The organism is Amphritea sp. (assembly GCF_048266285.1).
In the GTDB taxonomy this organism is placed as follows: Bacteria; Pseudomonadota; Gammaproteobacteria; order Pseudomonadales; family Balneatricaceae; genus Amphritea.
Map to the genome: position 1 here is coordinate 79,810 of NZ_JBLWZV010000007.1, position 18,538 is coordinate 98,347.

Annotated in this window: 17 protein-coding genes; 10 read left to right on the forward strand and 7 right to left on the reverse strand. The window is 49.8% G+C overall.

Annotated elements, in window-relative coordinates:
* Nucleotides 1-8 precede the first annotated feature (8 nt).
* The 4 genes from ACN0T0_RS10335 to ACN0T0_RS10350 all read right to left on the reverse strand — a co-directional run bounded on the left by ACN0T0_RS10335 (nucleotide 9) and on the right by ACN0T0_RS10350 (nucleotide 3,411).
* A complete protein-coding gene (locus ACN0T0_RS10335; RefSeq protein WP_417225757.1) occupies nucleotides 9-566 on the reverse strand; it encodes an L-threonylcarbamoyladenylate synthase in 558 nt (185 codons plus the stop codon).
* Nucleotides 567-571: 5 nt separating this feature from the next.
* The gene (purE, locus tag ACN0T0_RS10340; RefSeq protein WP_417225759.1) at nucleotides 572-1,084 is read right to left on the reverse strand and encodes a 5-(carboxyamino)imidazole ribonucleotide mutase; all 513 of its coding nucleotides are present in this window, start codon (nucleotides 1,082-1,084) and stop codon (nucleotides 572-574) included.
* Between the two features lie 108 nt (nucleotides 1,085-1,192).
* Nucleotides 1,193-2,320, reverse strand: a complete 1,128-nt coding sequence (gene dprA / locus ACN0T0_RS10345) for a DNA-processing protein DprA (protein WP_417225761.1) — start codon at nucleotides 2,318-2,320, stop codon at nucleotides 1,193-1,195.
* A 47-nt stretch (nucleotides 2,321-2,367) separates the two neighbouring features.
* Nucleotides 2,368-3,411, reverse strand: coding sequence for a LysM peptidoglycan-binding domain-containing protein (locus tag ACN0T0_RS10350; protein WP_417225763.1), 1,044 nt, complete (start codon nucleotides 3,409-3,411; stop codon nucleotides 2,368-2,370).
* A 142-nt stretch (nucleotides 3,412-3,553) separates the two neighbouring features.
* On the opposite strand from ACN0T0_RS10350, the gene def reads away from it, so the two are divergent.
* The 5 genes from def to ACN0T0_RS10375 are packed head-to-tail and all read left to right on the forward strand — an operon-like array spanning nucleotide 3,554 to nucleotide 9,203.
* Complete coding sequence (gene def / locus ACN0T0_RS10355) at nucleotides 3,554-4,060, forward strand: peptide deformylase (RefSeq protein WP_417225765.1); 507 nt, start codon at nucleotides 3,554-3,556, stop codon at nucleotides 4,058-4,060.
* Between the two features lie 3 nt (nucleotides 4,061-4,063).
* On the forward strand, nucleotides 4,064-5,029 hold the full coding sequence (gene fmt / locus ACN0T0_RS10360) for a methionyl-tRNA formyltransferase (RefSeq protein ID WP_417225767.1): 966 nt from the start codon (nucleotides 4,064-4,066) through the stop codon (nucleotides 5,027-5,029).
* On the forward strand, nucleotides 5,026-6,324 hold the full coding sequence (gene rsmB, locus ACN0T0_RS10365; RefSeq protein ID WP_417225768.1) for a 16S rRNA (cytosine(967)-C(5))-methyltransferase RsmB: 1,299 nt from the start codon (nucleotides 5,026-5,028) through the stop codon (nucleotides 6,322-6,324). The genes fmt and rsmB overlap by 4 nt, the downstream gene beginning before the upstream one ends.
* A 41-nt stretch (nucleotides 6,325-6,365) precedes the next feature.
* Entirely contained in the window at nucleotides 6,366-7,742 is a 1,377-nt protein-coding gene (gene trkA, locus ACN0T0_RS10370) for a Trk system potassium transporter TrkA (RefSeq protein ID WP_417225770.1), read from the forward strand.
* 12 nt (nucleotides 7,743-7,754) lie between these two features.
* Nucleotides 7,755-9,203, forward strand: a complete 1,449-nt coding sequence (locus ACN0T0_RS10375; protein WP_417225772.1) for a TrkH family potassium uptake protein — start codon at nucleotides 7,755-7,757, stop codon at nucleotides 9,201-9,203.
* 72 nt (nucleotides 9,204-9,275) lie between these two features.
* Here the strand turns inward: ACN0T0_RS10375 and ACN0T0_RS10380 are convergent, their stop codons facing one another.
* Entirely contained in the window at nucleotides 9,276-10,160 is an 885-nt protein-coding gene (locus ACN0T0_RS10380) for a lysophospholipid acyltransferase family protein (RefSeq protein ID WP_417225774.1), read from the reverse strand.
* Between the two features lie 275 nt (nucleotides 10,161-10,435).
* Here ACN0T0_RS10380 and glyQ point away from each other — a divergent pair, with 275 nt between their 5' ends.
* The 5 genes from glyQ to ACN0T0_RS10405 all read left to right on the forward strand — a co-directional run bounded on the left by glyQ (nucleotide 10,436) and on the right by ACN0T0_RS10405 (nucleotide 16,023).
* Nucleotides 10,436-11,410: a glycine--tRNA ligase subunit alpha gene (gene glyQ, locus ACN0T0_RS10385; RefSeq protein ID WP_417225776.1), complete on the forward strand. Its 975-nt coding sequence runs from the start codon at nucleotides 10,436-10,438 to the stop codon at nucleotides 11,408-11,410.
* Nucleotides 11,410-13,500, forward strand: a complete 2,091-nt coding sequence (gene glyS, locus ACN0T0_RS10390; RefSeq protein WP_417225778.1) for a glycine--tRNA ligase subunit beta — start codon at nucleotides 11,410-11,412, stop codon at nucleotides 13,498-13,500. Before glyQ ends, glyS begins: the two co-directional genes overlap by 1 nt.
* Nucleotides 13,501-13,598: 98 nt before the next feature.
* Nucleotides 13,599-14,159: a D-glycero-beta-D-manno-heptose 1,7-bisphosphate 7-phosphatase gene (gmhB, locus tag ACN0T0_RS10395; RefSeq protein WP_417225780.1), complete on the forward strand. Its 561-nt coding sequence runs from the start codon at nucleotides 13,599-13,601 to the stop codon at nucleotides 14,157-14,159.
* 25 nt (nucleotides 14,160-14,184) lie between these two features.
* Nucleotides 14,185-14,484: a hypothetical protein gene (locus tag ACN0T0_RS10400; protein WP_417225782.1), complete on the forward strand. Its 300-nt coding sequence runs from the start codon at nucleotides 14,185-14,187 to the stop codon at nucleotides 14,482-14,484.
* Nucleotides 14,485-14,994: 510 nt separating this feature from the next.
* On the forward strand, nucleotides 14,995-16,023 hold the full coding sequence (locus tag ACN0T0_RS10405; protein ID WP_417225784.1) for a zinc transporter ZntB: 1,029 nt from the start codon (nucleotides 14,995-14,997) through the stop codon (nucleotides 16,021-16,023).
* On the opposite strand, the gene ACN0T0_RS10410 is transcribed toward ACN0T0_RS10405, so the two are convergent.
* Both ACN0T0_RS10410 and ACN0T0_RS10415 read right to left on the reverse strand, forming a co-directional pair.
* On the reverse strand, nucleotides 16,020-17,174 hold the full coding sequence (locus ACN0T0_RS10410) for a DUF3095 family protein (RefSeq protein WP_417225786.1): 1,155 nt from the start codon (nucleotides 17,172-17,174) through the stop codon (nucleotides 16,020-16,022). The genes ACN0T0_RS10405 and ACN0T0_RS10410 overlap by 4 nt on opposite strands.
* Nucleotides 17,175-17,416: 242 nt before the next feature.
* Nucleotides 17,417-18,169, reverse strand: a complete 753-nt coding sequence (locus ACN0T0_RS10415; RefSeq protein ID WP_417225788.1) for a zinc ribbon domain-containing protein — start codon at nucleotides 18,167-18,169, stop codon at nucleotides 17,417-17,419.
* Between the last annotated feature and the right edge of the window lie 369 nt (nucleotides 18,170-18,538).

The following is an 18,538-nucleotide window of genomic DNA, read 5'->3' on the forward strand; positions in this document are numbered from 1 at the left end:
TGCTCGAATTAACGTCTTACGGGCTTATCGCTGTCCAAACGGAAAATCTTTGTTGGCCGGCTGAGGGCACCAAGTTTACCTGGCACGATAACATCCACTTTATCTTTAAAGTGAATACTCACTTTTATTTTATCCCTTGCAGGATCTCGATCTGAATAATTTGCCGATGTCGACACAATAACTGATCCGAAGGCATCACAAAGATTTTTCACTTGATAGTGATCACTTACTCTCACGGCAACTGAGGCATGATCACCCTTAACCCAGTAGGGAATAAGATTATCAGGGTCGGGCAAAATCCACGTCACCGGGCCAGGCCAAGAAGCCACCACGCGCGCGTGCTCTTCTGGCGTAAGATTGTCCAGCAAAGGCTTAATCTGATCAACCGTAGAGGCGACCAAAATTAAGCCTTTCTGAACGGGCCGACGTTTAATTGCCAGTAACCGATACACGGCCGACTCATTGAAAGGGTCACAACCGAGCCCCCAAACCGCTTCGGTCGGGTAGGCGATAACACCTCCTTGATGCATCGCCCTGACGGCCTGACGAATATGCCACCAGCCCATATCGATCAGATCTCGCCGTTAGCCAGTCTTTCTTGCAACGCCTTATCTTTTGCAATGACGGCATCGGTATTAGCTTGACGATCGGCTTTAATTCGCTCGGCCAGCGCGGGATCTTGCACCGCAACGATCTGAGACGCCAAATAAGCTGCATTTTTAGCGCCCGCTTTACCGATTGCTACGGTTGCAACGGGAATGCCACCTGGCATCTGTACCGTCGACAACAGCGCATCGAGACCGTCGAGTGAAGATTCAATTGGCACACCAATAACAGGCTTGGTGGTATTCGCCGCAACCGCACCGGCGAGGTGAGCAGCCATACCGGCAGCGCAGATAAAGGCAACCGCGCCACGTTGATCAGCATCCTTGACATAATCATGGGTTTGTATTGGTGTACGGTGAGCTGAGCTTACCTTCATTTCAAAGGGAACTTCCAGCGCACGCAGCACATCAGCCGCAGCCTTCATAGTTGGTAGATCGGAGTCAGACCCCATTAAAATAGCAACAAATGGTTTAGTCATGATTACCTTCGGAATTTATTAAATTAGTCGGGAAACGTGGCAAATTACGCTAAAAGTTTAGAACATTCAACCACGTAAAAAGACAGGTTTTACGTAGCTAACGGGGATTCAGATCAACCGTTGATAACCATCAGGGGTATTTTCAATATAACCCACTAATTCCATGGCCACCAGCTGTGGTAATAGGGTCGCTGCAGGTATTCCCGTGATACCGATTAACTGCTCCAGCGACACTAACTGATAACCCATTTGATCCAATAACTTAGCCTCGCTATCATTCAATTTTATCGACTCAGCCTCCGGCCGTTTTTCAGCATAACAGTAGCTACCTAGCAGGCTCGCCAGTGGCTCAATAATCTGCGCACTGGTTTCAACCAACGTAGCGCCTTCACGAATTAAATCGTGGCAACCGTGGCTCTGAGGGTTATTCAACGCCCCCGGAAGGGCAAATACTTCCCGCCCTTGCTCTAGCGCCAACCGGGCGGTAATCAACGAGCCACTACGACGAGCGGCCTCAATGACTAACACGCCGGCACTCAGACCACTAATAATGCGATTGCGGCGGGGGAAATTATGCGCCAATGGAGGCATCTCTAAAGGGTATTCTGAGACCAGTGCGCCCCCTTGCTTAACAAGGTCCATCGCTAAGGCTTGATGCTGGCGTGGATAGATATTACTTAACCCTGAACCGAGTACCGCCACCGTTGGTTTTGCTAAATCGACCGCCGCTTGGTGGGCCGCCCCATCAATACCCCGAGCCAGACCACTGGTAATGGTAATACCCGCCGCGGTTAAATCCCGAGCGAAAGCACCACTCAACGCTATGCCATTACGGCTAGCAGAACGGCTGCCGACAATTGCTAACTGAGGAAGGTGTAAAACGGTTGGATCACCGCTGACATAAAGTAGTAACGGCGGGTCTGCAATCTCTTTAAGCAGTTGAGGGTAATTCTCACAACGATAACTGATTACGTGGTTTTCGGATGGCTCCAACCAGCGATCGATGCTCTGTAGATATTCAGGATCGGGCCAGTCACCTGCCTGGAAGGCTTTGATATGTTGGAAGGTTTTGGCGGGTAATTTTAATGATCTTAGCTGCTCATGCGGCCAATACAGCAGTGAGCGATCGCCTGCTGCACACTCAGGCGTACGTTGCTGTAACAACCGATGCAAAACCCCGGCACCAACGCCGGGAAGTTCTGCTAAGGCAATCCACTCTCTAAAATATTCCTGCATGGACACTCCTTGTCCAGCGGCACATCTACGATGTTAACGGCCTAGAATTACTCTGGGCTGTGAACCTCGTCACCGATAGAGACCACATCGGTCGCTTTCAGTATCAGTGCATAGCTGACCTTGTCATACGCTTTGAAAATCATCATCAAGCCTGATTTTTCCGATGGCAGGGTGATCACCTCTTTGGTGAGCGGGTCTTTCAACACCTCACCAGCACGGAAAATAGTTAACACATGGCCTGGGGAAAGCCCTTCACGAGCCCCTTGGTTAATAGCAACCACATCAAATTGTCCCGCCTGACGCACACCGCGTAACACGGCAAGAATACGTCCATTGATATCTTCTTCAGGGGCTTTAGGGTAGAAGATCGACTGAATCGATTCTTTCGGGCTAGGGTAAACACGATCCAATGCTGAAACTTCTTCTCTGGTTTTACGCAGATCCAGCGTGATGATGTCGGCTTTCTTGTTCGCCACCACCGCATCGCCAATTTTAAACATCTCGTATCCTAGGTGCTCTTGCGTCACAGGATCGATATATTCCTTGGCTGGGCGATAAATATTCTGACGCGTATAATCACCGACGAGCGCTCCTCGAGCATACACCCGATCGCCTGCACCGGCGACAATACGCTGCGTTGTGCCACCCACAATATAGGGTGCCGCCGTCAGCTCATCACTATCCATCACGATATTATCGGACAGAAAGCTAATGATGTCTTTAAGGGGAATTGCCGGAATCGCGTCTTTGAGGCGGGTCACCTTAGCTTTAGGGCTCAACCGGGTGATGCCATCATTAATGACGAGGCGGGGCTGTCCATCAACCCATTTCAGGGTTAGCACATCGCCAGGGTAGATAAGGTGTGGATTCTCAATCTGCTGATTGTAACCCCACAGCTGGGGCCACTTCCAAGGAGTCTTCAGGAACATCCCTGAAATATCCCAAAGCGTATCACCCTTAACGACCACATAAGTTTTCGGATAATTGTCCTGCAACGCTAGGGTATCTTTACGAACCTCGGCCTGAACCGGGGTTACTAATGCAATACATACCACCAGAGCGCCCAGAAAACCTGCTACCAGTTGTTTCATTATTTAATCCTTGTCTCCAGACCGCCATGTTTTTGAAAGTCTATAACAGTATCGGCAATACATTGTGTATCTATATCAGTATAATAGGAAGATTATTGATTCTAGCGCTCTTTTTTTTCAACCTTTTTGTTTTCAAGCGACCATGTCATTACTTCCAATACTCGAATTTCCTGATCCACGCCTGCGCACAATTGCTGAGCCGGTTACCGAATTTAACGATGAACTGCGCATACTGGTCAAAGATATGTTTGAAACCATGTATGACGCACCCGGTATCGGCCTAGCTGCAACGCAGGTTAACGTTCACCAGCGTATCATTACTATAGATACCTCTGAAGAGAAAGATAACCCTCTGGTGGTTATTAATCCGCAAATAGAGGTGCTGGCTGAAGAAACAGAACGCATGCAAGAGGGCTGCCTATCAGTGCCAGGCTTCTATGAAGATGTTGTTCGGCCTAATAAAATTCGTCTGATTGCTCAGAACGAGTTCGGTGAAGAATACACCCTCGAAGCCGATGATTTGCTGGCGGTCTGTATTCAACACGAGATAGACCACCTTGAAGGCAAGCTGTTTGTCGATTACCTCTCTCCCTTGAAACGTAATCGAATCCGCAGCAAACTGGATAAACTTCACCGTCAGAAGGTCTGAAGTATGTCAGATACAGCCAAACCACTGCGTATCCTGTTTGCCGGTACGCCAGATTTCGCCGCGTCAAGTTTACAGGCACTACTCGATGCCGGTCATAACGTCATCGGCGTCTACACCCAGCCCGACAGACCTGCCGGACGTGGCCGAAAGCTAACCCCTAGCCCGGTAAAAAAAGTCGCGCTCGAAAATAATCTTCCTGTTTATCAACCACTTAATTTCAAACAAGAAGATGACCGACAACAGCTGGCCTCATTGCAGGCCGACCTAATGGTGGTTGTGGCTTACGGGCTATTACTACCTAAAGCAGTGCTTGAAGCGCCCTCGCTAGGCTGTATCAACGTACACGCATCATTGCTGCCGCGCTGGCGGGGCGCCGCACCTATTCACCGCGCACTCTTGGCGGGCGATCAGGAAACAGGCGTCACCATTATGCAGATGGATGAAGGACTGGATACCGGTGCGATGCTCCTGAAACGCACCTGCCCAATCCATTCAACCGACACCAGCGGTGAACTACATGACCGTTTGGCCAACATCGGTGCACAGGCTTTATTAGAAAGCCTGCCGAGTATTGCTGACCGCACTATCGAGCATGAAGTGCAGGATAATAGCCTGGCCTGCTATGCCCATAAGCTGGAAAAAGCCGAAGGGCTGATCGACTGGCAGAAACCGGCCAGCGAGATCGCCCGACAGGTGAAGGGGCTTTCTCCATGGCCCGTTGCGTTCACCACCCTAAACGGTGAGACGCTGCGCGTTTGGTATGCCGAAACCAGTGAAGCAACCAGCGACGCCCCCCCCGGCACAGTGGTTGGCTGTGATAAAAAAGCGATTATGGTCGCCTGCGGTAACGGCATTGTACGACTACTAAAGATCCAACTACCCGGCAGTAAAGCGATGGACACCAGCGCTGTACTGAACTCGAAGAAAGAACTCTTCAGTAACGGAACGGCGCTAGGTCTCAGCGAATGAACATCCGTGCCATTGCTGCTCGCGCCCTAGGGCCTGTTATCGGCCGTAAAGAGTCGCTGAATACTGCACTCCCCAGAGCACTACAGCAGTGCTTAGAGGGCGATAGAGCGCTACTACAACAGATCTGTTATGGCACAATGCGCTCACTCCCTCGACTATCCTGCTTCGCCCAGCAACTGCTCAAGAAACCTTTCAAACCTCAAGATCAAGATCTTCACGCGTTGGTATTACTGGGTTTCTATCAGCTACTCGAGATGCGGGTACCGGCCCATGCCGCGATCAGCGAAACCGTGGAAGCCGCAGCGCAGCTCAACAAAGGCTGGGCAAAAGGGTTGCTAAATGCACTACTGCGCAACCTACAACGGGAACAGGAAACGCTTTTTGAACAATTAGCCGAGCAGCCTGAATTTCATTACAACCACCCCCAGTGGATGATCTCCAAGCTAGAGCATAATTGGCCGGACAATTGGCAAGATATTCTGATTCAGAATAACCAACAGCCACCGATGACGCTCAGGGTTAATCAGCAGAAAACCAGCCGCGACGCCTATCTTCAAGAGCTGCATGATGCCGATATAACCGCATCCGCCACCCCTTATTCTGCAGTTGGCATACAGTTGGATAGCCCGGTTGATGTCGCCATACTCCCAGGCTTTGCCTACGGCTATGTCAGCGTTCAGGATGAAGCCGCGCAGCTCAGTAGCGCACTGCTGGACCTGCAACCCGGTCAACGGGTTCTAGACGCCTGCGCCGCACCAGGCGGGAAACTTTGCCATATTCTTGAGCACCAAGCATCGCTCGAACAGGTTACTGCGATCGAACTGGAGGCCAACAGAGCCACGCGTATCGAAGAAAACCTCAGCCGTCTTAATCTTGATGCTCAGGTGATTATTGCAGATGCTGCTACCAATTCATGGTGGGATGGGATTCAATATGACCGCATACTGGTTGATGCCCCTTGCTCAGCAGCGGGCGTCATCCGTCGCAACCCAGATATCAAGCACTTACGTCAAAGCGAAGATATTAAAGCGCTGGCGGAGATACAGTTATCGATTTTAAAAAACTGCTGGCAGCTACTAAAACCCGGTGGTCGACTACTGTATGCTACGTGCTCAGTCTTTCCTCAGGAAAATGAACGGGTCGTGGAACGTTTTAGCAAGATACACATGGATGCACGCCACCTTCCGATTGATGCGGAATGGGGCACCGAGCGGCCATTTGGCCGCCAGCTTTTCCCACAGCCGCAAGGACATGATGGCTTTTATTATGCAGTACTGTTAAAAGATCAGAATTAGGACGGGCGATCCCTGCCATCTGATCGGAGAGTTATTAATATATGAAAATTATTATTCTTGGAGCAGGGCAGGTCGGCGGCACACTCGCCGAAAATCTTGCCAGTGAAGCGAACGACATAACGATTGTCGATACTGACTTTACCCGGCTAAGGGAACTCCAAGACCGCTTGGATATCCGCACGGTCGAAGGCAAAGCCTCACACCCCTCTATTCTTGAGCAGGCTGGGGCGCGCGATGCCGATATGCTGATCGCAGTGACCAATAGCGATGAAGTCAATATGATCGCCTGCCAAATAGCCCAAACCCTTTATAACACACCGACTAAAATAGCCCGTGTTCGAGAGCATGATTATCTGCTTAAAAACAAAGCAATCTTCACGGACAAATCGATCCCTATCGATGTTTTGATTAGTCCGGAAGAACTCGTCACCAAACATGTACGTCGCCTAATCGAACACCCAGGCGCACTACAGGTGCTCGACTTCACCGACGGTATCGCTCAGCTCGTGGCGGTTAAAGCCTATTACGGTGGCCCACTGGTTGGTCGGGAAATATCTTATCTTCGCTCCCATATGCCCGCCGTAGAAACCCGTGTAGCAGCAATCTTCCGCAAAGATAGGCCGATCATTCCGAAGGGCGAAACCGTTATTGAGGCGGATGATGAGGTCTTCTTTATCGCCGCTAAGAAAGATATTCGTTCCGTGATGAGCGAGCTACGCCGACTCGATCGCCCCTATAAACGGATCATCATTGCCGGCGGCGGTAATATTGGCGCACGGTTAGCGCAAAACATCGAAGATAAATATCAGGTTAAAATCATTGAGCGTGATATTCGCCGTTGCAACAGCCTAGCCAAACGATTGGATAACACCATCGTGCTGCAAGGTAGCGCTTCTGATAAAGAACTGTTGCTGGAAGAGAATATCGAAGACACCGATGTATTCTGCGCACTAACCAATGATGATGAAGCCAACATCATGGCATCAATGCTCGCCAAACGACTTGGCGCACGCACCGTCATGACCCTGATTAACAATCCAGCCTATGTCGACCTTGTGCAGGGCGGGGTAATTGATATCGCCATATCTCCCCAACAAACCACCATCGGCAGCCTACTCACCCACGTTCGCCGAGGCGATGTCGCAGCGGTTCACTCATTGCGACGCGGTGCTGCAGAGGCTCTTGAAGCGGTTGCTCATGGCGATAAGCGCACCTCAAAAGTTGTCGGCAAAACGATCGAAGAAATCGATCTTCCTGCCGGCACCACCATCGGCGCCATCGTCCGTAACGATGAGTTCCTTATCGCCCACGACGATATTGTCGTTGAAAATGGCGACCACGTGATTCTATTCCTAGTTGATAAACGTAAGATTAGTGAAGTCGAGCGCCTGTTCCAGGTTGGCCTTGGCTTCTTCTGATCGGAGACAATCATGCATTACCGGGTAATCCTCCGAATCCTCGGCCTGCTGCTGATGATATTCAGCATCACCATGCTGCCACCGCTAGCCATCTCTTATGGCTATCAGGACGGCTCTCACACGGCCTTTATCTTCGGTTTTATCATCACACTACTCACCGGCTTCATCATTTGGGCGCCGGTTTATCGGGTGCGAGAAGACCTCAGAACCCGTGACGGCTTTCTCATCACGGTATTATTCTGGGTGGTGCTCGGGCTCTTTGGTGCGATTCCTTTTATGCTCTCGGAAGACCCAGGGCTATCGGTGGTCGATTCGGTCTTTGAATCACTTTCGGGGTTAACGACCACCGGGGCGACGGTGATGACCGGTATTGATGCGCTGCCAAAATCGATCCTATTTTATCGCCAACAACTGCAGTGGCTTGGTGGTATGGGGATTATCGTCTTAGCAGTGGCCATTCTGCCAATGCTCGGCATCGGCGGCATGCAGCTCTACCGCGCCGAAACACCAGGCCCGGTAAAAGACCGCAAGCTCACCCCGCGGATCACAGAAACCGCCAAAGCGCTCTGGTATATCTATCTCTCACTTACCGTCGCTTGCGCACTGGGATATTGGCTGGCGGGTATGACCCTCTTTGATGCGGTGGCCCATAGCTTCTCCACCGTCGCTATCGGAGGCTTCTCGACCCATGATGCCAGCATCGGCTATTTTGACAGCCCCCTAATAGAGGCTATCTGTACCTTCTTTATGGTGATGTCTGCAGTTAACTTCGGACTGCATTTCTTTGCTTGGCGACAACGCTCGATCAGTCACTACTTCCAAGATCCGGAGTTCAAACTCTACCTCACCATCCTCTTTAGCATTACCTGCCTATCGGCCATCGTGTTAATAACAACCCAAACTTATCCGCCCGGCGAGTCAATTCGCAAAGCGATATTTGAGGTTGTTTCGATTGCTACCACCACCGGATTTGCTACAGCAGACTTTGCTAAATGGCCCGTCATGTTACCATTCTTACTCTTTATGGCAGCTTTCGCGGGCGGCTGTGCAGCCTCCACCGGCGGCGGCATGAAGGTAATACGAGTGTTACTGATTCTGAAACAGGGCCAACGAGAGATACGCCGCCTCATACATCCAAATGCGGTGATCCCGGTTAAGCTCGGCCGCGAACCGATTCCCGATAGAATCCTTGAAGCCGTATGGGGGTTCTTTTCGGTGTATATGATAGTCTTCGTGTTAATGCTGATCATCCTGCTCGGCACAGGTCTCGATCAGGTAACCGCATGGTCAGCGGTAGGCGCCACACTGAATAACTTAGGCCCAGGACTGGGTGAAGTAGAAACCCATTACGGCGATATCAATGAGCCCGCCAAGTGGGTGCTGACCTTTGCCATGCTGCTGGGTCGACTAGAAGTATTCACCTTACTCGTACTCTTCACGCCCGCTTTCTGGAAACGTTAGCGGTTGATAACTTAAATTAACGCAACAAAAAAGGGGCTTTCAATACGCCCCTTTTTTACACTCCACGCTCTATCAATAGCGCCTAGAACCATCAGCACAATGCTGGAAGCGTTTATATTCCCACTGATACTGCTCGGGTATTTGACGCACACAGGACTCAACAGCTGCATTCATTGCCGTCGCGGAAACCAATAGATCCTTATCACTTATCTGTTCCGGGGCGCGCTGGAAAAAGATCTCGAAGCCCTCACCATTCGGCAATCGTTTAGCATAGGCCGAGATCACAACGGCACCTGTCTGTGCTGCCAGTTGCGGCAACAATTTCATTGAGTAAGCCTCTTGACCAAAGAAGGGGGCAAATACTCCACTACCGCTATCAGCTTCTTGGTCTGGGAGTACGCCCAGTAACTCACCCGCCTTTAATGCTTTCATCGCCATACGCACGCCACGAACATTGGCAGGGGCAAGCTTTGAGCCTACCCGCGCACGCTTCTTCTTAATCAACCGATCCATCAACTCAATTTTAGGTGGGCGATACATCGATGTCATCGGTGATTGAGTGCTCAGATAAAGCCCTAGCACTTCCCAGTTACCCAGATGAGGCGCAATCAGAATAACGCCTTTACCTGTCGCCAACGCCTCCGTCAAAATCTCTTTATCATGTATCTTACGAATTTTCTTAATGACACGATCAGGGCTCCAGATCCAAGCCATTCCCATCTCACCCGCAAGCCGACCGGTTTCGATAAGGCTCTGCTCCACCAAAGCATTTTTAGCCGCACTGTCTAATTCAGGAAAGCAGAGATCAATATTCGTTTGAGTAATTTTATAACTCTTACCCTGCTTGCTATAGGCTCGCCGCCCCAGCCATTTACCAATCTTTTGCGCTAACGAGAAGGGCAGAACAGCAAGCAGATATAACACAGCAACAGAGAGCCAACCTTTAAGATGTTTCACGTGGAACCCTTCTATACATCAAAACAACAGACACACCCCAAAGCAGAGCACCTAACGCTGCAATTATATAATAGCGCCTCGACAAATGACCAACCCTGAGAGCAACGCAAGACAGATACCCGCAAACTTACTCACATGAAAGATAAAGATTCACTCAAGGCCCGCTGAGGACTCCACAATAAGGCAGAAAAACAGCCCCATTGTTACATGCGCCCGATCCTACTGCCGCTATTTCGTGTATAATTCCGCTCTATTTTTGTACAAACAGATTCATAATGGTGATCTCAGTGACAGATAAAGCGAGACCGGATGCCAGCACCTTTCAAGGGCTGATCCTGGCACTGCAAGAGTATTGGTCAGAGCAGGGCTGTGTAATAGTGCAACCACTGGATATGGAAGTTGGCGCAGGCACCTTCCATCCATCAACTTTTCTGCGCGCTATCGGTCCCGAAACTTGGAACTCCGCATACGTGCAACCAAGTCGCCGTCCTACCGATGGCCGCTATGGCGAAAACCCAAACAGACTACAGCACTACTATCAATTCCAAGTAGTCATGAAACCCTCTCCCGACAACATCCAGGAACTATACCTTGGCTCGCTCGAGCGCATGGGTCTGGACCTGAATGTCCACGATGTTCGTTTCGTCGAAGACAACTGGGAATCACCAACACTGGGCGCTTGGGGTCTAGGCTGGGAAGTATGGCTCAACGGCATGGAAGTGACACAGTTCACTTACTTCCAACAGGCGGGTGGTATTGAATGCTACCCAGTCACCGGCGAAATCACTTACGGCCTAGAACGTATCGCGATGTACCTTCAGGATGTCGAAAGCGTTTACGATCTGGTCTGGTCTTACAATCCTGATGGCACGCCTGTTACCTACGGCGATGTTTTCCATCAGAATGAAGTTGAGCAATCCACCTACAACTTTGAACACGCCTATGTGCCCCAGCTATTCAAAAGCTTTGATCACCACGAAGCTGAATGCAATAAGTTACTGGCGCTGGGCACACCACTGCCACTGCCTGCCTATGAGCAGGTACTGAAGGCATCCCACACCTTTAACCTGCTAGATGCACGACACGCCATCTCAGTCACCGAACGTCAGCGTTACATCCTTCGGGTACGCACACTGGCACGCGGCGTTGCACTGGCGTATTTCAATACTCGAAAAGGGCTTGGCTTCCCGCTGGCCGAAGAGAGCATCCGCAACGAAGTATTAGCTGCCTGCGAAGAGGAGAGCAAGTAATGACTGATTCCGTTAACCGTCAGGATTTTCTGTTCGAACTCGGCACCGAAGAGCTTCCACCGAAGGCGCTGAAAACCCTTTCAGCCGCCTTAGAAAAAGAAGTGGTCGCTGGCATTAAAGAGCTATTTGGCAAACAAGCCGGAACACTTTTTACCGATACTCGAGTCAATTCCTACGCAGCACCACGCCGCCTTGCATTGCTGATCAACAACCTGGCCGACGAAATCCCTAGCAGCACTTTTCAGATGCAAGGACCGCCAGCACGTATCGCCTTTGACGAGCAGGGCGCTCCATCAAAAGCGCTGTTAGGCTTCGCGCGCAAGTGTGGCACTGAGGTCGAAAACCTAAAAGAGGTCGACGGCAAAATGTGCTTCAGCCAATCCTTACCGGCCAAAGCCATTGCCAACGAACTGCCTGCGATCATCGAAACCGCGCTCGGCAAGCTACCAATTCCAAAACGGATGCGCTGGGGTGCTTCACGCACAGAATTCGTTCGCCCTGTTAAATGGCTAGTTATGCTCATGGGCGATCAGGTAATTGAGTGTGAGATTCTCGGGCTCAAAGCAGATCGCAATACTCGCGGCCATCGCTTCCATCACAACCACCAAATCGAACTCAATCAAGCCAACGAATATCTAGAAAATCTAGAAAGCGTGGGCATGGTGATTGCTGACTTCCAAGAGCGTCGCGAAAAAATTCGCGCCCAAGTCGAAGCAGAAGGTGCCTCCGTGCATGGTATCGCTCAGATTGATGAAGACCTTCTGGACGAAGTTACTGCGCTTAATGAGTGGCCTGTTGCACTGACAGGGCGCTTCGACGAACGCTTCCTAGAAGTGCCCGCCGAAGCACTGATTTCATCCATGAAAGAGCATCAAAAATATTTCCACCTGACCGACAACAACGGTCAACTGATGCCATTCTTCATTACCATAGCCAACATCGAATCCACCGATCCAGCGCAAGTAATCTCGGGTAACGAGAAGGTTATTCGACCTCGTCTTGCCGACGCAGCCTTCTTCTTTGAAACCGATAAGAAGCGCACCCTCGAGTCACGCATCGAAGATCTGAAGTCTATCGTCTTCCAAAAAGAGCTTGGTACACTGCATGACAAAGCGGTTCGCGTTGCCGTGCTCGCCAAACATATTGCCGCTCAGCTTGGGCAAGATGAAGCCAAAGCAGAACGTGCCGCGATGCTGGCGAAGACCGATCTGATGACCGACATGGTCTATGAGTTCACCGATCTTCAGGGGTTAATGGGTTATCACTACGCCCTAAACGATGGCGAAGACGAGGGCGTTGCTCTGGCACAAAACGAGCAATATATGCCTCGCTTTGCTGGCGACGAACTGCCACAAAGCGAGCCAGGCATCGCCGTTGCGTTAGCCGATCGCCTAGATACGCTAACCGGCTTGTTCGGTGTTAACCAACCACCGACAGGATCAAAAGACCCCTTTGCACTGCGTCGCGCATCACTGGGTGTCTTGCGTATTATTGTCGAACGCCAACTAAATCTGGATCTAGAAGATCTGATTCAAGTAGCCGCCAACAACTATCAAAACCTGCCTGCAGAAGAAGGGCTGGTCACGCGCATCACCGACTTTATGTTGGAACGCTTCCGTGCTTGGTATGACGATGAAGGCATCGCCATTGAAGCCTACTTGGCCGTTCATGCTCTACGCCCAACTCGACCACTAGAGTTTAATCAGCGGGTACAGGCTGTTAGTCACTTCCGCACGCTAAGCGAAGCTGACGCCCTTGCAGCCGCCAACAAACGCGTCTCCAACATCTTGAGCAAGCAAGACGCTAGCGTCGCTGACAAAGTGTCTGATGCGCTGCTACAGGAAGATGCCGAGAAAGCATTGGCTAAAGCCGTAGCTGAAAAGACCGTTCAATTGGCGCCGTTGTTTGCACAAGGCAACTTCAAAGAAGTGCTTGAGCAACTGGCGGAGCTACGTCCCGTTGTCGATAAGTTCTTTGACGAAGTGATGGTAATGGCGGATGATGAAGCAGTCAGAAATAACCGCCTGGCTCTGCTTAAGCAGCTACGCAATCTGTTCCTCGGGGTTGCCGATATATCTGCCCTTAGCTAAACACTAAGGATCGTTTAGCGCAGCCAGAAAAGCCGGTTATCAAACCGGCTTTTTTATATCTGATATTTATCAATCTAAGCAACGAGATTACTCAGCCAGTGAACAAGTTAGTCATCTTAGATCGCGACGGCGTGATCAACTACGATTCCGATAACTACATCAAAACAGCCGGAGAGTGGCGACCACTTCCCGGTAGCATCGAAGCTATCGCCAGACTCACCAAAGCCGGATTCGATGTCTGTATAGCCACAAACCAGTCCGGCCTTGCCCGGGGATATTTTGATATTACTGAGCTCCATAAGATGCATCGCAAGATGACTCAGTTAGTAGAAGAGCAGGGCGGGCGCATCATTAAGATTGAGTTTTGCCCGCACTCGCCAGAAGACAATTGCTATTGCCGCAAACCCAAGCCTGGCCTTTATCAGCATATCCTTAGCTGCTATCCCGATATTAACCCCGCCCATGTTTTTACGGTAGGGGATTCTCTACGCGATTTGCAGGCATCGATAGAAGCGGGCTGCCCACCCATTTTAGTACGTACCGGCAAAGGCGAACGCACAATTAGCAAGGGCGGAATTCCAGACAACACGATCATCGTGGATGATCTGGAAGCCGCTGCACTCCATATTATCTACTCAAAAAACGCCATTGCAGACTAAAACGTTTCACGTGGAACATTGAGATATGGCAAACAAACCTGACGCTCAAACAGCAATGCGCATACTGATTTCGGACATCCGTGCAGGCATCCCTTTCGATACTCCAATGGAAGAACTATGTAATGGCCCCTGCACGGGCTGCTCGAAAAAGTTGCTAGATTTTCTCGATACCCAACTCGAAGAAAAAGAAACCGAGATCAACAGCGGACATATTCCAGCCCTCGGGGAGCTCAATCGACTGAAGAAAACCGCGCTAAAGGTGCGCACAACGCTGATTAAAAACGGACTGATAAAGGACGTTATCATCGACACCAAGCAGACATGAAATTGGCGCAAGAGGCTGCTCATCCATTAGAGCATGGCTGAACAATCCGCCTCGCCAATCTGACAGACAAGTGTAATTAAGCATCACGCACTAAGCGATAAGGGACCGCTTAAACATACCAGCCTGCCATACTCGTCGACACTGAGATCAAGTTTGCTGGGATGGCTTTAACGCGAATATCAGACAATTCCCAACCCGTTAGCGAGGAACCTAGGAGAACGGCCGAATGGGACGTGAGCGGCTTGTGATGTTGCTGAAACGATGCAGTTCATACACCAAGTCAATGCATCAATCCGAACAACAGTGCCAAGCTAACATAGCCCAGCATTGCCCCCTAAAAAAGCGCCTAACCAACCCGGTGCTTTAATAACGAAATCGTTTATGCCGCCGCCATCTATAGTGATTTTTAGCAAGCCCCTTAACCTGAGCGGGAAGGGCATGCCCTCGGAGAACTGAGATCGAGGCAAGCAATATTATATTACTGCTCTCTGAAACCACCTTGGTGGTGCTATGCTGTTAACGGTCGGGCTAACCGATTTTTTATCACAGTTAAGGGCCTATATAGATATGGGATGTTCCGGATTAGTTTATGGTTATTGTTTGGATGGTCAGGGTGGCGGCCAGGTTATTAAGCCGGAAGATGTGGCCGATACCTTACCGACAGATCAGCTAACATGGCTTCATTTTGATTACACCCACGCGGATACCCAACAATGGATAACCGAACACAGCCAGCTCGATCAGGTGGTCATTGATGCCCTGCTAACCGAGGAGAGTCGGCCACGTTCAACACAGGTAGGTGACGGGCTGCTAATCGCGTTACGAGGAGTCAACGTTAGCCCCGATTCCGACCCTGAAGACATGGTCGGCATTCGCATCTGGATCGATAAACAGCGCATTATCAGCACCCGCCGTCGTCATATGCTGGCGGCAAAAGATATGGTTGAAGCGTTGGCCGCAGGTATTGGCCCAACCAGCCCCGGTGATTTTCTGGCGATGCTTTCAGCCGCGCTCATGGTGCGTATGCAGGACACGATTAACGACACTGAAGACGCCGTCGACTCCATCGAAGAAGAGCTAGTTAGCTCCAGTAGCTATGACCTAAGAAACAAAATTTCGGCTGTACGGCGAGTAGTCATCTCGTTGCGTCGCTATCTTGCACCACAAAGAGATGCGCTATTACAGATGCATCAAACTCGAGTACCCTGGATAACCGAGGGAGACCGACAGCAATTACGAGAAGTCACCGATACGCTTATCCGCTATATCGAAGATCTCGATTCAGCTCGGGATCGTGCGGCGGTGGCTCAAGAAGAACTATCCAACCGCCTGGCGGAACAGATGAATAGTCGTATGTATCTGCTGTCGTTAGTGGCAGCGGTATTTCTACCGCTGGGATTCTTCACCGGCTTACTGGGGATCAATGTTGGAGGCATGCCCGGAGCAGAAAACCCCTGGGCTTTCTGGATCGTCAGCGGCTTTATGTCAATCACCGTGGCGATTCAGGTTTGGCTCTTTAAACGTAAAAATTGGTTTTAAACGGCTACTCTAGCCAGCCTAGCGCTAAGGGCTTTCTTTAGCATCTTAGCCGCTAGGGCATAACCACCATCCGTCCCATCAACAAAATGTAGATGGCCACCATCAGTCATACTTTCAACATAACAGGTCATCTGCGCAGCGTCAGAAACCTGTATGCCATAGAAAACCTGGCCTGCTAGACTAGCCGAATGCAAATACTGCTCTATTGCCTGATACTCATCCATGGAACAGTTCAGCACCATTCTCAACGTGTCATCAAACTTTTTGAAATCACAATGCAGCGGCGTGTGTTCGATATATTGCTTGGCGCTGGGTATCAGCTTAAATAGACCCAAATTGAAGAATGGCACCGCCATAAAGATGGCTAAAACCTCTTTAATAAAAGCGCGGTTAAAGCCAACATCAGAGATCTTAATCTGCCGTTTTAGGTTTGCTAGCACAGAATAGTAACGGGCATTTTCCATCCGTACTGGGTTCGCATTTTCAAAAGAACCGAGAATACGCTTAAGCTGAGTAATGACTTCAGGCAGCACCCGATTATCGTCCTCAACCGGCTGGATCAAGATCGACAACGTCACCCCCTTACCCGAAGGAATCGGTTTCCAACGACAGGTCAAACCCGAAAAAACCTCCGCACTCTCAAACCGTGCTGCCGGCTCACAACGAAACTCAAGCTCCGTTTTCACCAAGGTCTCGGCCAAGGAAATACCACCCCCTTTAAACATGGCCTGTGCAAACCCAATGCCCGACACATACTTAGCAACCTGTAACTCTTTACCCCTCGAACGCAGCTCTTTTACCGACACCATCCCCGTATGAAGTTCTAAATTAAAAATCTCTTTGGCGTAATAACTCAGTGACTGCAACACCTTAAGTGTTGCCTCGCGCAGGCTTTTGTTAATTAACACCACCGCGCCATCACCGCCAAAAATAAACGGCAGGTCATGATCAACTAAATTGAGATGAGCCGTAATCGCCGCCGCACCAATAAAATTAACATCGCGATAATTACCTTGCTCTATCGCTTCGGTTGACCCGCGCACATCGACTACTGATACATACCAATCATCGGGCACAGAACAATAGACGCTGTCATCAACAAGCTGAGAGATATCCGTAAAGCCGGATAACTGACAATAAAAGTCTTCCATCGGTGAGCGCCATTACATCATGAGAAGGCACCATCTTCGGTGAGAAGAGCAGGGTAGACAAGCGCTATACCCACCACTTTGTTGATTGCCGATAACAAATTGATAAAGAGCTTAGATTAGATGGGAATAACTTGAGGGGTATAAATGCAGCTAAATGAATCGCCGACTGACATACGCGTAACGAAAAAACGCATACTCAAGCTACTAGACTAGGTATGCGCTTAGGTACATTTAATCGATAATTAGCAGTTTTCAATCGCGCTAGTTAGCTGCTGAATGACCTTTTTAATATCACCCGCTTTCGTATATAGCACCATCTTCGCACCACCCACTCCCGTAATGGTGAGTGCAGCCTTACGAGATAAAAAGCCGAAACACAGCAGTGCGCCTCCGACGATATAGAGTACAGGAACGTTGTACTGATCTGCTGCCACAAGCGCGCCGACGCCAATTAAATAGAGCCATATGTGGCTGAAATATGACGCTTGGCTAAACTCAGCAATCCTTACTGGGTTAATAGAGAAGTGCATATCCTGGAAAAAATTGCGGCCTTGATACACCACTAATTTGTTAGGATCGACGACCTGATGATAACGCTGAGTCACCTTATCCATATCTTCATCAACGTCTGTTACATTACCCGTGCTCGCAATTCTTCCGGCATCCGTGTGAATAAAGGCCAGCACAAAGAAACCCACAACGGTAACCCCAACAGCTAAAGGCCACTCCATCTTTAACCAAGCATAAACAACCACAGCGAGTATCGGTACGCCAATTAAAAGATAAACCCAGTTACGGGTTTTTAAACAAGAGAGTGCAGCAATTTCAGCCAGCACTAAATTAGCGCCACCGGCTTTAAAGATCTCCGCTTTTTCTGTTTTAACCGCTTCAGTAACAACAGCCTGAGTGGCCGTTAGCGGATGACCGCAGGATGGACACGCAACAGCAGCATCTGAAATCTGTTTACCGCACTCGTAACAAGCGACTAAAGCCATAACTTTTCCTTAAAATAATGTTACCCAATGATGGGGATATAAACCTCATCAACGTAGCAGTTTGTGCACTGCGGAACAATATCCCATGAAGGGGAGAACAAGATAAATTAGGAAGACTTACGCCTACTTGCGTTACGTCACTGTTTTTATAAGATCAAACCAAACAGGAGCAAAGGATAGCAGCAATAGCTGCCAACGATTAAGTCATAACTTAACCGGACCGGCAGCCACCAATCTATGTTCGTTATTGCAATCAAAGCACCGATAGCGATAATCAAGTACAGATCTGACTGACTTAGGGCGGCCTCGATCTGCAGCTAAGTGCCTCTTTTCCTAATAGCCTCACCCATATAATTTCATAAACAGAAA